This window comes from uncultured Psychrobacter sp., assembly GCF_947495825.1.
In the GTDB taxonomy this organism is placed as follows: Bacteria; Pseudomonadota; Gammaproteobacteria; order Pseudomonadales; family Moraxellaceae; genus Psychrobacter.
In genome coordinates this window covers 20,743-35,712 of the sequence record NZ_CANMAH010000011.1, presented here as the reverse complement: position 1 = coordinate 35,712, position 14,970 = coordinate 20,743, and the positions used below count along the sequence as shown (strand labels likewise).

12 protein-coding genes are annotated in these 14,970 nt (G+C 41.2%); 10 read left to right on the top strand and 2 right to left on the bottom strand.

Annotated elements, in window-relative coordinates; all coding sequences use genetic code 11:
* Nucleotides 1-267: 267 nt before the first annotated feature.
* The 6 genes from rpsA to Q0895_RS11545 all read left to right on the top strand — a co-directional run bounded on the left by rpsA (nt 268) and on the right by Q0895_RS11545 (nt 6,044).
* On the top strand, nt 268-1,956 hold the full coding sequence (gene rpsA, locus Q0895_RS11570; RefSeq protein ID WP_299189079.1) for a 30S ribosomal protein S1: 1,689 nt from the start codon (nt 268-270) through the stop codon (nt 1,954-1,956).
* A gap of 445 nt (nt 1,957-2,401) precedes the next feature.
* Entirely contained in the window at nt 2,402-2,704 is a 303-nt protein-coding gene (locus tag Q0895_RS11565; RefSeq protein WP_068036291.1) for an integration host factor subunit beta, read from the top strand.
* 151 nt (nt 2,705-2,855) lie between these two features.
* Nucleotides 2,856-3,263, top strand: a complete 408-nt coding sequence (locus tag Q0895_RS11560) for a lipopolysaccharide assembly protein LapA domain-containing protein (protein WP_299189075.1) — start codon at nt 2,856-2,858, stop codon at nt 3,261-3,263.
* 72 nt (nt 3,264-3,335) lie between these two features.
* Entirely contained in the window at nt 3,336-4,034 is a 699-nt protein-coding gene (gene pyrF, locus Q0895_RS11555; RefSeq protein ID WP_299189072.1) for an orotidine-5'-phosphate decarboxylase, read from the top strand.
* A 213-nt stretch (nt 4,035-4,247) separates the two neighbouring features.
* Nucleotides 4,248-5,045: a metallophosphoesterase gene (locus tag Q0895_RS11550; RefSeq protein ID WP_299189070.1), complete on the top strand. Its 798-nt coding sequence runs from the start codon at nt 4,248-4,250 to the stop codon at nt 5,043-5,045.
* 261 nt (nt 5,046-5,306) lie between these two features.
* On the top strand, nt 5,307-6,044 hold the full coding sequence (locus Q0895_RS11545; protein ID WP_299189220.1) for a histidine phosphatase family protein: 738 nt from the start codon (nt 5,307-5,309) through the stop codon (nt 6,042-6,044).
* Between the two features lie 121 nt (nt 6,045-6,165).
* Here Q0895_RS11545 and rpsT read toward each other — a convergent pair whose 3' ends face one another.
* Nucleotides 6,166-6,432, bottom strand: a complete 267-nt coding sequence (gene rpsT / locus Q0895_RS11540) for a 30S ribosomal protein S20 (RefSeq protein WP_058369082.1) — start codon at nt 6,430-6,432, stop codon at nt 6,166-6,168.
* Nucleotides 6,433-7,026: 594 nt separating this feature from the next.
* On the opposite strand from rpsT, the gene Q0895_RS11535 reads away from it, so the two are divergent.
* Nucleotides 7,027-7,737: an NAD-dependent epimerase/dehydratase family protein gene (locus Q0895_RS11535; RefSeq protein ID WP_299189065.1), complete on the top strand. Its 711-nt coding sequence runs from the start codon at nt 7,027-7,029 to the stop codon at nt 7,735-7,737.
* A 164-nt stretch (nt 7,738-7,901) separates the two neighbouring features.
* Entirely contained in the window at nt 7,902-8,420 is a 519-nt protein-coding gene (gene rraA / locus Q0895_RS11530; RefSeq protein WP_299189218.1) for a ribonuclease E activity regulator RraA, read from the top strand.
* A 118-nt stretch (nt 8,421-8,538) separates the two neighbouring features.
* On the opposite strand, the gene Q0895_RS11525 is transcribed toward rraA, so the two are convergent.
* Nucleotides 8,539-10,173, bottom strand: a complete 1,635-nt coding sequence (locus Q0895_RS11525) for a BCCT family transporter (RefSeq protein ID WP_299189063.1) — start codon at nt 10,171-10,173, stop codon at nt 8,539-8,541.
* A gap of 424 nt (nt 10,174-10,597) precedes the next feature.
* Between Q0895_RS11525 and mfd the strand changes: the two genes are divergently transcribed.
* Both mfd and Q0895_RS11515 read left to right on the top strand, forming a co-directional pair.
* Nucleotides 10,598-14,302, top strand: a complete 3,705-nt coding sequence (gene mfd / locus Q0895_RS11520) for a transcription-repair coupling factor (protein WP_299189061.1) — start codon at nt 10,598-10,600, stop codon at nt 14,300-14,302.
* Between the two features lie 205 nt (nt 14,303-14,507).
* Nucleotides 14,508-14,939, top strand: coding sequence for an HIT domain-containing protein (locus Q0895_RS11515; RefSeq protein WP_058369077.1), 432 nt, complete (start codon nt 14,508-14,510; stop codon nt 14,937-14,939).
* Nucleotides 14,940-14,970: the final 31 nt, after the last annotated feature.

Genomic DNA, 14,970 nt, shown 5'->3' with positions numbered 1-14,970 from the left:
ACAACATATTACGAACCAAAAAATTTCCTGTGATGATTGAATTTAGTATAAAATTATAGTAGTTAAAGTTAGTAGCGACTAAAAAGGTATTAAGATTTTTATATAAGACAGTTGTTGCTAATAAGTAAAATTGGCAAGAAGCTTATTAACAACAAACGTTTTTTTATATGGTTGTATAAGATATAAAACCAGTATTCTCGTTTTATGCAATCATAAATTTGATCCGTACTGTGCTGGACAGGATACGGCTATACAAAGGTAGACATAATGGAATCATTTGCTGAACTATTTGAAGCGAGCATTGAAGAGCAGGGTCTGGATATTGAGCGTGGCTCAGTTATTACAGGTGCTGTTGTGGCCATCGATAGTGATTGGATCACAGTAGATACTGGTCTTAAATCTGAAGGTATCGTCGCTCGTGAAGAGTTTTTAAGCGAAGAAGGCGAACTTGAAGTTGAAGTTGGCGATAGTGTTGATGTTGTGGTTGAAGCAGTTGACAATGGTATGGGTCAAACCTTACTGTCACGCGAAAAAGCCAAACGCGTTGAGACGTGGAATGTCCTTGAAAAAATCTATGATAACGATGAAATCGTTAAAGGTATCATTTCTAGTAAAGTAAAAGGTGGTTTTACTGTAGACGTGGGTTCAGTACGCGCGTTCTTACCAGGTTCATTGGTAGATGTACGTCCGATCCGTGACACGACGCATCTTGAAGGCAAAGAGCTAGAGTTCAAAGTAATCAAGCTAGACCAAAAGCGTAACAACGTTGTGGTTAGCCGCCGCGCAGTTATGGAAGCTGAAAACTCAGCTGAGCGTGAAGAGCTATTGAACAAGCTTGAAGAAGGTATCGAGATCGAAGGCATCGTGAAGAACCTAACTGATTACGGTGCGTTCGTTGACCTTGGTGGTATCGATGGCCTGCTACACATTACTGACATGGCATGGCGCCGTATCAAGCACCCATCTGAGGTGGTTGAAGTTGGTCAAGACCTTAAAGTTAAAGTATTGAAGTTCGACCGTGAGCGCAATCGCGTAAGCCTAGGTCTAAAACAACTTGGTACTGATCCTTGGGACAACGTTGGCGGCACTTACCCAGTTGGTAGTGTGGTTAAAGCACGCGTAACTAACTTGACAGATTATGGTTGCTTTGCTGAAATTTCTGAAGGTATCGAAGGTTTGGTACACGTATCAGAAATGGATCACACTAACAAAAACATCCACCCATCAAAAGTCGTCCAAGTAGGCGATGAAATTGATGTGATGATCCTAGATATTGATGAAGAGCGTCGTCGTATCAGCTTAGGTATCAAGCAAACCCTAGCAAATCCATGGGAAGAGTTTGATAAGAAACATGAGCGTGGTGATAAAATCACTGGTACGATCAAATCAATCACTGATTTTGGTATCTTTATCGGTCTAGACGGTGGTATTGACGGTCTGGTTCACTTATCTGATATCTCTTGGAATGAGACTGGTGAAGAAGCTATCCGTAACTACAACAAAGGTGACACCGTAGAAGCCATGGTATTGTCTGTAGATGCAGAAGCAAACCGTATCAGTCTAGGCGTGAAGCAGTTAAGCTCAGATCCATTCAACGAGTACCTAGTTAGTAACGACCGTGGTGCTATCGTCAATGGTAAAGTAAAAGAAGTAGACGCTAAGGGCGCTACTATTGAACTTGCTGATGAAGTTGAAGCTTATCTACGCGCTTCTGAAATCCAACGTGATCGCGTTGAAGATGCAACTAAGCATCTAAGCGTTGGTGATGACGTTGAAGCGAAAATCATCAGTGTAGATCGTAAGACTCGTAACATCAACTTGTCTATCAAAGCGAAAGACGAAGCTGAAGAGCGTCAAGCGATTAAAGATCTAGGTAGCACTAATACAACTGCTGCTCCAGGTTCTGATGCACAACCAAAAACAATTGGTGATTTGATCAAAGAACAGATGCAGTAAGCTTTAAGCTACTAATGTATTCTTAGTATGGAAAAAGCGACTTCGGTCGCTTTTTTTTATTTAGTTTTTGTTCAAAAAAATAATATATAAATATATTTGACGTACAGAAATGTTTATTTTTTATTTCTATTGCCAGTAATTTCAGCTATTATTTGCAACTATGAGTAACGAAATGTAAACTACTGATAGAACTTTTGGATGACGTATAATTTAAAACGAGGACTATTTATGTTCTAGTTTTATTCATAATATCGATTCAAATATACTTTGTGATTTTAATAGTAATTTTAGCTAAAATATTGGTTTAAATGATGTTTTAACCAATTGTTAGTAAGAATTGGACAATGATATCTTATTCTTGGTTTAATAGTAGGGTAAGTAATTATTTACCTGTCTATATAAACAACCGAGATGACGACTATAAATTAATAGGGCAACTGTAACGATGCAACAAGCGATTAATAAATCCGACTTTATTAGTAATTTGAGTGTGAGCTGTGACACCATGACTGAGATGGTTGTTGATGATGCTGTACGGGAAATATTAAACTTGATGGTAGATACTTTAGCTAATGATGGCCGTGTTGAGGTTCGAGGGTTTGGTAGTTTTTGTTTGCATCACCGACGTGCTCGCATGGGTCGAAATCCAAAGACTGGAGAGAGCGTACCAGTACCTGCTAAAGCCATTCCTCATTTTAAACCAGGTAAAGCACTGCGTGAAGCGGTCAACGACAAAGTAGCCTCATAGCTGATAAAGGATGATGATTAACAGAACAAGTATAAAGTAATGGGTGCTTATGATTTATCATGACTAATTAGTTATTCAATTTACTTATTTTACCTTTATTAGATATTAATAAGCAGGTGTTTTCGTACATTTTTGTCGAGGTATGCATATCATGCGCTTTATACTGTTCGTTTTATTATTTTTAAGTTTTGCTTATGCGCTTGGTTTGGTGATAGCCAATAATACCGATATTGGCGTGAACCTACTGTTCTTGCAAGCTCCTACGATGAATCTAGGACTATTACTTATACTTTGTCTGATACTTGGTATTGTGATTGGTATGCTATTAGCGTTATTAATTTTCCGTGTATTACAGAATAAATGGGAAATATCGCGTTTGCAAAAGTTAAATGCTAATTTACAAGAACAAGTAACCCAGGCCAACGTCGTTATTGATCGTCAAGCGAATGCACCGACAGTTGAAGAAGCTGTTTATGGTTCGTCAGTGACTAGCGCACATGATACAGTAGCAAGCAATGTGGATGAGAATGCTACGCTTACTAAGCAAAAGCGAAACTAAATTATGTAATGGTTAATCAATGATCCACCTATATATAATACTTAATAAATTCAATATTGATATGGCAGCACCATGAATAATGTAATTAATTCTCCAGTCATTATCGCTTTAGACAATATGACGATGGAGGCAGCAATAGAGTTGGCTGAAAAGCTCGATCCAGCGCTATGTCGTTTAAAAGTAGGCAAGGAGTTGTTCACTCGTTGTGGACCTGATATCGTAAAAGCGCTACATCAGCGTCAATTTGAAGTATTTTTAGATCTGAAGTTTCACGATATTCCAAATACCACTGCGCAGGCAGTATTGGCAGCAGCTGAGCTTGGGGTATGGATGGTTAATGTTCACGCTAGCGCAGGCCTAGAAGCGATGTCATTAGCTAAACAGCGCTTACTGGACAATGACTTAAATACCTTGCTAATTGCGGTCACAGTTTTGACCTCTATGGACGATCAAGCACTGACACAAACGGGTATCAATGATGGCTTGGATGCGCAAGTTAGTCGCTTAGCGCAATTAACCAAGCAAGCCGGTCTGGACGGCGTAGTTTGTTCAGCGCAAGAAGCCAAAACTCTTAAAGCTTTATATGGCCAAGACTTCAAACTTGTAACTCCTGGTATCCGTCTAGCTGAGGACAATGCAGATGATCAAAAACGTATCTGTACACCAAAACAAGCGTTGACTGATGGCGCTGATTATCTCGTAATAGGCCGTTCTATCACGCAGGCTGCAGATCCTACTGCTAAATTACAGACGATACTCAATAGTATCTAATGTTTATAGTATTATAAGAAAGACAGCTTAAACAGCTGTCTTTTCCCTTTTTGTAGGTCACAAAAAAAGTGCTACACTAGTTAACTTTATGTGATTACCAGTCGCAAAATTTGGCCTAGCAGCATCAAACCTACTTAATGCTGAACGCTTACTAATTGTAGTAATCGTTCGTTAATTTTTCACAACTGGTGTCGTTAGATAATATTGGATGATATGAAATTACAGATTTTAAGTGACTTACATATTGACAGTTATGCACGTCAGTCGCATCCTATAGGGCATATTCCCAAAACTGACGCTGACGTGGTATTAGTAGCGGGAGATACTGCCAATAGCGATAGTGGTATGCCATGGTTACAGGAGCAAGCAGCGCGTCTGCAGGTGCCTCTTATTACTATCGCAGGCAATCATGAGTACTTCAATGAAGACGTGCTGCATTTTGATAAAAAATTGGCTACTTGGGATAACTATAATGTCGACTCGCAGCTAGGCGTTCGCGTATTACAGTGTCAGCATCTCGATATTGGCGAGGTACGCATTTTAGGGTGTACGTTGTGGACAGACTATCAATATCAAGCCAATGAAGATACGCTAGTAGTTGCCAAACGTTTCATGCGTGATTATAAGCAGATATATGCAGGTGATGCGCTATTTTCACCTGAAGTGTCGATTGATCTGCATATTCAGCAGCGCCAATGGTTAAAGCAAGCATTAATTGATGCCCAGCAGTTAGGCAAAAAAACAATCGTGATGACCCATCATAGTATCAGTGCTTTATCAGTCTCTGAGAAGTATGCTACGCTGCCTAGTAACGCCGCCTTTGTGAGTGATTTATCCAGCTGGATGCATGAGGATTGGGCGCCTGCTCTGTGGGTCCATGGCCACACACATGAAGCATTTGATTACTGTATTGGTAATACCCGTGTGATTGTTAATCCTCGGGCTTATCCTAATGAAGTTAGCAGCACTCAGATTGAGTTTGCATGGGACAGAGTAGTAGATGTCGATTAGATTGCTTTAAGTCATGTGATTGGTTCAATACTGGCTGCTTAATAATAATTGTAAAACATGACTATTTGATGTCCTAACCTCTATATGATTTAACGATCATGCTTTTATTGCTAGTTGGCTCATATTTCGTTCACTACTACCCAATAATCTGCTACGCTAGCTGCCATGAGTAAATTTTCTGATTCGTCACATCCTGAGCAAACCAATGCTCAAAAAGCTCTTAAGACGAGTGCGCCTGCCCCTGCACATTTGCCTGATAGTATGATTTCCTCAGTCAGCTTGTTACCTGAGAATAAGCGCTTGATCTTGTTTACCAGACACTCTTTACGTGAGCGCTCTGATGGCAACGGGTTTGCCAGCTACCAACTGCCACTTACTCCTAGAGGGCGCGTATTAGCGAAGTCTTGGGGACGCTGGTTAGCAGGTCATCTGCCATACTCTCTCGACGTAGACAGCATCTCAAGCCCTATTGGACGTTGTATTGATACTGCGCAACTGATGCAAGAAGGAGCAGGGTTACAACGCGATATTGCACATCAGTCGTTGCTGGTTGAGCCAGGTAGCTTGGTTACAGAGCCTGAGATTGCTAATGCAGTCTTTAAAGAGATCGGTGTGCTCAATTTTATCAATCGCTTCTTGCAAGGGAATCTTGAAGGCACAAAAAACGCCTATCAAGGTGGTCTTGATATTTTATCGCTATTTTATCAAAACCAGCCACAGCCTGGGCATTTAATGCTAGCAGTGAGTCATGATACGTTGTTGTCTGCTTTTTTGGCGGTAATGTTTGATGTGATTGAGATTGATTGGAATGACTGGCCCAAAATGATGGAAGGCGTATTTTTATGGTTTGATGATAAACCATTTGAGCAGGCCAATGCTTATTTTGTCTGGCGCGGTGAGGTTTATGTTCGTCCGATTAATACGTTAATGGACAGCTACCGTGCCGCAGGTTTTCATCCTAGCAAGCTATTGTTACCACCAGAAGTGAAATGGACGTAATACTAAGTTAAAGATTATATTGCTTTTTTGACTATGATATTTTGGGAGATTTTGGATAGATATAAAAAAACCTTGCCACTAGGACAAGGTTTTTTTATGATCAGCGTTAACGCAACTGATCTTAAGCTTGTAGAGCTTTGATAGCTTTGTTTAGACGGCTTTTGCGACGAGCAGACTTATTCTTATGAATAATGCCTTTATCAGCCATGCGATCAAGAACAGGTACCGCTTTTTTGTAAGCTTCGGTAGCTGCGTCATAATCTTTAGATTCGATTGCCGCATCAACACGCTTTAGATAAGTACGAACCATAGAGCGTTGTGACGCTGAATTTTGGCGACGTTTGGTGTTTTGACGGGCGCGTTTACGAGCTTGTGCAGTATTAGCCACGCGTATCTCCTTTATGAAAGACAGATAAAAATATGAATGTTGATTGCAATAATGGGTTTAACAATCATCGGTGACGAGCAGCCGTCTCGTCAAACATGATGTCGATGTTCAATATCAGATTTTCTAATATTAATGAATCATCGTAAGCGTCAAAGCCACTTGGAATAATTAAATAGCTATGACGTGTAAAGCCGGACATCTTAACAAATTATTGCGCTTAGAACAATATATTTGATCATCAAAGCGAAAAGAAGTTGTATGTAACGCTATACTCATACGTACAAAGTTTAAAATATAGATAAATAGCTGGTGGACAGTCGAACCATTGTTAAAAACTCTTACAATAAATCATGAATAGTAGCGACAGTTATGAGGTAACTTAGTTATGATACTGCCTTATAGTATCAAGGTATAATGGTACCGAGATATAATTAACCTCAAAGTATAGTCCGTTCGAGGTAAAATCGAGAGGTCACTGGCTATGTACTATAACGGTTTTAAAATGAATCGACTATAGTACGACTCAACAATCATAAAACTAACAATCATAAATAGTCTTTATAATAGTTGACGATTATGAAAAATGGATAGGATATGCAGCAAAAAGCAATTTTAATTGGCGCGACAGGCTTGGTTGGTCAGCATCTTGCTAAACAGCTTAGTGAACTCTATGATACATTAATAGTAATCGCGAGACGTCCACCGCGGTATATAAACGCTAGCATGAGATTCTATCAGGTCAATGATTTTGATAATTTAGCCGACGTTTTTGCAAGCGTTGGTGCAGATGCTACCACAGATGCGTTTAGTTGTTTGGGTACAACTAAGAAGCAAGCAGGCAGTGATGAGGCTTTTCGAAAAGTAGACTACGACTATAATGTAAATTTTGCCAAGTTATGCATTAATAAAGGGGTTAAAAACTTCTTTTTATTATCTGCGATGAATGCTGACATCGATAGCCGGTTTTTATATAACAGAGTAAAAGCAGAGACTGAGCAAGCTATCATGGAGTTAGGGTTTGAGCGTTTGGCTATCTTTCGACCTTCATTATTATTGGGCAAGCACAAAGGACGACCGCTCGAAAGCATCAGTCAAAAAGCCTTTAAAATTATTTCACCTTTAGTGTCTGAGTCGTTACCGCTGCATCCTATTTCAGCTAAGCGTGTTGCAAATGCAATGGCAATGACAGCTCATGATATGTACGAACGTCGCAAATACAGTGAATATCGCGCTGAGTCAAAGCCTAGTATTACTGACATTATCGAAAACAAGAGGATGCTGGCGATGACTCGTGTCAAAAAGTAAATCAAGACACTATCATATCGTTTGATTGAACCAATTTATAAACATGCTTTGTTAGAAGTAATAGCCTAAGCATTTAATAATAAAACAACACGAACCATCGTAAGACCACAAAATAGCCGATAGTCATTAACAAGGAGTAAATAACTATGTCAGAATCAATAGCAATGAACAAAGAGAACTTTGTCACCTGTGATCTATTGGATGCCAACCCTGAATCACAAGTCTGCTTACCAAATATCGAAGGCAAGTCGTTCTATAGCTTTGGTGCCAAAGATAAATTCTGTGGCGAGATTGTGACTGTCAAATGCTTTGAAGATAACAGCCGTGTAAAGGCGTTATTGAATAGTGACGGTAAAGATAAAAATGGTGAAGGCAAAGTATTGGTCGTCGATGGTGGTGGCTCGATGCGCTGTGCGCTGCTCGGCGATATGATTGCACAGTCAGCGATAGATAATGGCTGGGCTGGTGTCATTGTGTATGGCTGCGTCCGTGATGTCGATGACATGGCACAAATGGATATTGGTGTGATGGCATTGGGCTGCATTCCGCGTAAGTCAACCCGCCGAGATGAAGGTCAAACAGATATTGAAATCAGCTTTGGCGATTTAACGCTTAATTCTGGTATGTTCATTTATGCTGATAACAATGGCATTATTGCAAATCATAAGCCTTTAATAGCGTAAATTATTATGGTCATCAAGCTGTTGCGAGGACAAATAAGCATATATTGTCAGTGGTTATAAAGAAAAAACCCAGTTCAAATTATAGAACTGGGTTTTTTGGTTAGAAGTAAATGATTTATCAGTATTTTTCAAGCTCTGAGAGCATCTGTTCGCGCGCTTTATAAATCCTGCGTAGACCAAGCCATAGGCTGATGCACATAACGATCAATACCGAGGTAAAAGGTAAGCCTGTGCTTACTGAGCCTGCTTGGATGGTTTTTAGAGCTTGTGCGCCGCCGCCATAGAGCAGAGCAATAGCAATAAGACCTTGAGCAACCGCCCAGAATATACGCTGATATATGGAAGCTTCAAGCTTACCACCTGCTGTAATCGTATCAACCACCAAGGAGCCTGAGTCTGATGAGGTCACAAAAAACACCATTACTAGAATAATAGCAATGAAAGAGGTAATAGTCCCTAAAGGCAGATTTGCCAACATCTGAAACAAGGTCAAGGAGGCATCACTAACACCCTCTGCCAGCTCACCGACTTGATTGTTATATTGACTCAATCCTGACTGTCCAAATACCGTCATCCAGACGATGGTTACAAGCGTAGGGGCTAACATCACTGAGGTGATAAACTCGCGTACTGTACGGCCTTTTGAGATACGAGCGATAAACATACCTACGAATGGTGACCAACTGATCCACCATGCCCAATAAAACACAGTCCAGCCGTGAAAAAACTCATCATCACCGCGGCCTACAGGATTAGACAAGGGGATAATATAGGTTGCATAATCAACAGCGGTGGCACCGATTTTGCTAAGCAGTCCAAGTGAGTTGCCAACGAAAAACACAAACAATAGCAAGGCTAAAGCAACCAGCATATTGACGTTACTCAAAAGTTTAACCCCGCCATCAAGGCCACGTGCTACTGATATAGTGGCAAGAGCAGTCACCACAACTATAATAGTAATCTCGAGAGAATTACCTGCAAAGTCCCAACCAAACAAATAGTTAAGTCCGCTGGCTGCTTGCTGAGCACCCAAACCTAGTGATGTCGCTAGACCAAATATCGTCGCTAGTACGGCCAATATATCAATAATGTGGCCTGGCAGACCCCACGTTTTTTCTTTAAAAATAGGATAGAATACGGAGCGCATGGTCAGGGGAAAGCGAAAGTTATAAGCAAATAAGGCCAGCGATAAACCAACGACTGCGTAGATACCCCAAGGATGCAAGCCCCAGTGATACATGGTTGCACCCATAGCAGCACGGTAAGCTTCAGGACTGTCTGCTGCTACATCAAGTGGTGTACCTGCCCAACCGCTTGCATAAGCCAATGGCTCAGCCACACTCCAAAACATAAGGCCAATGCCCATACCAGCTGCGAACAGCATGGAGAGCCACGAGCGCCGATTAAAATCAGGTTTTGCATTCATACCGCCAATGCGAATGCTGCCATAAGGAGATACAATTAGTATTAGGCTAAATATCACCATGATATTAGCTGTACTGACAAAGAGCCAGTCAAAACCATTGACCACCCAATCTTTAGTACCATTGAGCCAAGAATTGGCTATATTAGGTAGTAATAAGGCAAACAATACAAAGCCAACAACGGCAATAGCGGTAAAGAAGAATACCGGTCTGTGTAAATCTAAACCCAATATTTCAGTATTGTTTTCACCAACTGTATGTTCAGTGGTGTAGAGCCTGCGACGAAACTTGTCGAGAAGAGGCTTTGGAATCTGTTTTTGCTCGTTCATAGGTGACGAATCTCCTGATGAGTTAGCTGAGCTGGACACCGTCAAAGTATCGACTATTCATTGCTAATCAATAGTTTTTGGCAGCTACAAGCTTTAGATTTTAGGTAATATAAAAATACTGTTGGCGCTTTATCAAGAGTACAAGCTACTTAATAGTTGAGCACTAAAGACTCAATAAGAAGCATGTATAGGAGATGATTGTTCAAAATACTATGCAAAAGTTCATTAAAAGATGAATGTTTTTGAGTAATAGAGAGTTAGCTCAAATTAAACTTTAAAATAAGAATTTTCAAAAGCGTGCCATGTTAACAAACCGTTTAGTTTTGTCAAATCGTAGCAGACCATCAGAGTGGAAATTAGTTTTGGTCAATTGCGAAAATATTCGTATAATAACTGCCAGATTCTTAAATAGATCCTACCTGCTATGTCTATCACTGCTTTAACTGACGCCTTTGCTCCCATTAATGAGCAGCTATTTCCTATTCAAAACTCGCAGAGACGCTGGCTTGCACCCGTACATGGTGCAGTAGGCAGTCTATGGCTGGCAAGTTTGGTCAAAACGACTATATGGGAAGTGGCAGATCGTTTAAAAGTGGTTGTGGCTCGAGATCAAAACCAGCTCAACCAGATAGAGACTGAGCTGGCATTTTGCGGAGTTGATGCTTATGTTTTTCCTGACTGGGAGACGCTAACGTATGATGAGCTGTCTCCGCATCAAGATATTGTTAGTGAACGAATCAACTTATTGACAGATATGCCAACATCGGGCGTACTACTCATCTCAGTACAGGCTTTGATGCACCGCGTTGCACCGCCCAGTTGGCTGATCGGACAACACTTTGATTTAAGCGTTGGTGATCAATTTGATATTAATACTCAACGTGAGCTACTGGCAAAAGCTGGTTACCGCGCAGTTGACAATGTATTTGAGCCAGGTGAATTTGCAGTACGTGGTAGCATTATTGATATTTTTGCGATGGGGCAACCATTTCCACTGCGTTTAGATTTATTTGATGATGAGATTGAGACGATTCGTTTTTTTCATCCGCAAACTCAGCGTACATTGACTGATGATGATCTAAAGGCGATGGTGTCAGGTAATGATAAAAGTATGGGTCAAGAGTCATTATCGTTATTACATAAATTGCCTGATATCTCCAAACCTATTAAGAAGTTTCAAATACTACCTGCAAAAGAGTTTCCTTTAGAAGAGGGCAGAGACACTTTTCGCATGAATTTTGCTGCAATGTTCCCAAACGCTAGTAGCCGTAAATCTGAGCTACATAAAGATGTGATGGCAGGGATTGCAAGTAGCGGACTTGAGTATTATCAGCCGTTGTTTTTTGATTTAAAAGATTGGCAGCAAGAGAGTAGTTTATTTAACTATTTGCCTAAAGATGCTTTGTTTATCACAGATGAGCTAATCAATGAGCGCCAAGCGGATTACTGGTCGCAAATCCAGCGCCGTTACGAGGAGCGTCGTCATGATATTGATAAACCTATTGTAGCACCAGAGCTATTATATCTACTATCTAATACGCTTAATGAGTATCTTAATCAATATCCACGGGTAATATTAAGCGCGCGCGAAGAGCTTGCATCTATGACAGATGTAGAAGCTAATAATGACAGAACAGCAGCATCTGCAGCTGCTCAAATACAAAACAAGCAAGGCCTAGTGACACTGAGCGCCCAAATGCCACCACAATTGGCTGTCAATCATCAAAAAGCAGAACCTTTGGCAGAACTGTTGGATTTTTTGAATATGCAGGCGCAAACAGGTACGCCAGTATTAATCGTCGCTGAAACTGCAGGTCGCCGTGAGATTCTCATTGAGCTGTTCAAAGGTAAAATTGATATAAAAACCTACGACAGCTTCAAAGATTTTTTGGCAGCAGACAAAGCCAGTGACAACAATTCAAGCCAAAAACCACATGTTGGTCTGACAGTTGCACCGATTGAGCGCGGAGTCTACGTTCCCGAACGCTTGGTGCTGATTAGTGAGACTCAGCTGTTCGGTAGGCAAGTGTTGCAAACACGTCGTCGTCGCCAAAGTGGCGTATCAGAAGAGTTCTTGGTCAAAAGTGTCACTGAAATGACGCAAGGCAGTCCTATCGTCCATATCGAACATGGTATTGGCCGCTATAATGGACTCATTATTTTAGACGTGGGTGACGGTGAGCAAGAGTTTATTCATCTAAAATACGCTGATGATGCCAGCATTTACGTGCCGGTGGCCAATCTACAAATGATCAGTCGTTACAGTGGCGGTGATCCAGCACTTGCTCCTCTACACAAAATTGGTAGCGGGAAATGGGACAAAGCCAAGCAAAAGGCATTGCAGCAAATTCATGATGTGGCAGCGGAGCTGCTCAACATGCAAGCAAGGCGCGAAGCAAAAGTAGGCATTCATTTTAAAATAGACATCTCACAGTATGATCTATTTGCCAGTCAATTTGCTTTTGAAGAAACCCCGGATCAAGCCAACGCTATCCACGCAGTTATCGAAGACATGAGACAAAACCAACCGATGGATCGTCTTATTTGTGGTGATGTGGGCTTTGGTAAAACAGAGGTTGCCATGCGGGCAGCATTTATTGCTGTTAGCGCCGGTTATCAGGTTGCAGTGTTAGTACCGACTACTTTACTTGCAGGCCAGCACGAAGACAACTTCCGCGACCGTTTTGCCGATTGGCCTGTCCGTATCGAGACTTTGTCACGGTTTGGTGGTAAAAAGCATCAGGATACGGTACTGGCAGATTTGGATGCTGGTAAAGTTGATATTGTGATAGGTACGCATAAGCTGTTACAGCCTGACGTAAAGTTTTCTAATTTGGGATTAATGATCGTTGATGAAGAACATCGCTTTGGCGTGCGTCACAAAGAGCGTATTAAGGCTATTCAGACTGATGTAGATAGTTTGTCAATGACAGCGACACCGATACCTAGAACGCTTAACATGGCGCTATCTGGTATGCGTGATATGTCTATTATTGCAACCCCGCCTGCACGTCGCTTAGCCATCAAGACGTTTGTCATGCAAAAGACTGATGCTTTAATGAAAGAAGCCATCTTGCGTGAGTTGCTACGTGGCGGACAGGTATACTTATTGCATAATGATGTGGCGAGCATTGAGCGCATGGCAGAGACCATTCGCGAGCTGGTACCAGAGGCGCGTGTAGGGGTCGCTCATGGACAGATGCAAGAGCGTGAGCTTGAACAAATCATGCAGCAGTACTACCATAAAAAATTTAATGTGTTAATTTGCACAACTATTATCGAAACTGGTATCGATGTGCCAAATGCCAATACCATTATTATTGAGCGCGCTGACAAATTTGGTCTGGCTCAGCTGCATCAGTTGCGTGGCCGTGTCGGTCGTAGTCATCATCAAGCCTATTGTTATCTATTAGTACCATCACTTAAGGGTCTTAAAGGTGATGCCAAACGCCGTTTACACGCGATTGAGCGCGCCAATACATTGGGTGCAGGCTTCATGCTAGCGAGTGAAGATTTAGAGATTCGCGGTGCTGGTGAAATCCTAGGCAAACAGCAAAGCGGTAACATGCAGGCAATTGGCTTTAGTCTGTATATGGATATGCTCGAACGGGCTACCAAAGCCATCAAAGCAGGTAAAGAGCCAGATTTGAGTACGCCGTTGTCGCTGACCAGTGAAATCAATTTACATAGCTCAGCATTGATACCAGAAGAGTATTTGCACGATGTGCATCAGCGCCTATTGTTCTATAAACGGATCAGTAACGCTGACAGTAAAGAAGCTTTGATTGATATTCGTACTGAAATGATAGATCGTTTTGGGGTGTTACCAGATCAAACCAAGCAGCTATTTGCCATTCATGATCTGCGTTTACAAACAGAGCCATTAAAAATTAATAAAATTGATGCTAATAGTCATAGTGTGACCTTAGAATTTGCACCTGATACACCAGTTGACGCGCTGGCGATCATTAAATTGATTCAATCTGATGGTCAGCGTTATCGTATGAATGGCGCTTCAGGTATTCGTTATAACGATGCAGATAAACTTGAGACACCGCAGCAGCGAGTCATTGCTATTCAAGAGCTATTACATTATTTTAGCGAACATACAGTAGCCGAACCTGCTTAAATATAAGTCCGATCTTTCTAGTCAAGGGTGCTATATCGTTATCACTTAGTCTTAACCGAGTACACAGTTTTGATAAACTGGTACGATCAGCAGTAGGGATTTGTGAATGTTCAACACGCCTTCACAGATAACTGATAAAATAGCGCCATTATAGATAGCTATTAACTGAATTTATTGAAGTTTTATAACAAGAGAAGCCGTTATTATGTTCCAACTACATCCTAAGCTTGCTGCTGATAGTTTTTTAGTAGGGGATTTTCCCTTGTCGACATGTCGTTTGATTAACGATTGTCAGTTTCCTTGGTTGATTCTAGTGCCACGTGTGTCTGGTATCAAAGAATTGTACGAATTGTCTGAATCTGATCAAGCACAATTTTTACGTGAGTCAAGCTGGCTATCAAGCCAACTTGCCAAGACATTCCAAGCTGACAAAATGAATGTGGCAGCACTTGGTAACCAAGTTCCACAGCTACATTTTCACCATATAGTACGCTATCAAAATGATCTGCAATGGCCAAATCCAGTATGGGGTGTACCTGCAGTACCATATACAAAGGATGTATTGGCACAAATGCAGCAGACACTGATGATTGCATTGCGAGGCCATCATCAAATGCCATTCGATTGGCGTATGTAGTCGTTACTTAATAGCTAGATACAGTGCTTGG

Excerpts from the sequence above, each read along its gene's own strand:
- rpsA (WP_299189079.1), top strand. The coding sequence starts at position 268 with ATGGAATCATTTGCTGAACTATTTGAAGCGAGCATTGAAGAGCAGGGT.
- Q0895_RS11565 (WP_068036291.1), top strand. The coding sequence starts at position 2,402 with ATGCAACAAGCGATTAATAAATCCGACTTTATTAGTAATTTGAGTGTG.
- Q0895_RS11560 (WP_299189075.1), top strand. The coding sequence starts at position 2,856 with ATGCGCTTTATACTGTTCGTTTTATTATTTTTAAGTTTTGCTTATGCG.
- pyrF (WP_299189072.1), top strand. The coding sequence starts at position 3,336 with ATGAATAATGTAATTAATTCTCCAGTCATTATCGCTTTAGACAATATG.
- Q0895_RS11550 (WP_299189070.1), top strand. The coding sequence starts at position 4,248 with ATGAAATTACAGATTTTAAGTGACTTACATATTGACAGTTATGCACGT.
- Q0895_RS11545 (WP_299189220.1), top strand. The coding sequence starts at position 5,307 with ATGATTTCCTCAGTCAGCTTGTTACCTGAGAATAAGCGCTTGATCTTG.
- Q0895_RS11535 (WP_299189065.1), top strand. The coding sequence starts at position 7,027 with ATGCAGCAAAAAGCAATTTTAATTGGCGCGACAGGCTTGGTTGGTCAG.
- rraA (WP_299189218.1), top strand. The coding sequence starts at position 7,902 with ATGAACAAAGAGAACTTTGTCACCTGTGATCTATTGGATGCCAACCCT.
- Q0895_RS11525 (WP_299189063.1), bottom strand. The coding sequence starts at position 10,173 with ATGAACGAGCAAAAACAGATTCCAAAGCCTCTTCTCGACAAGTTTCGT.
- mfd (WP_299189061.1), top strand. The coding sequence starts at position 10,598 with ATGTCTATCACTGCTTTAACTGACGCCTTTGCTCCCATTAATGAGCAG.
- Q0895_RS11515 (WP_058369077.1), top strand. The coding sequence starts at position 14,508 with ATGTTCCAACTACATCCTAAGCTTGCTGCTGATAGTTTTTTAGTAGGG.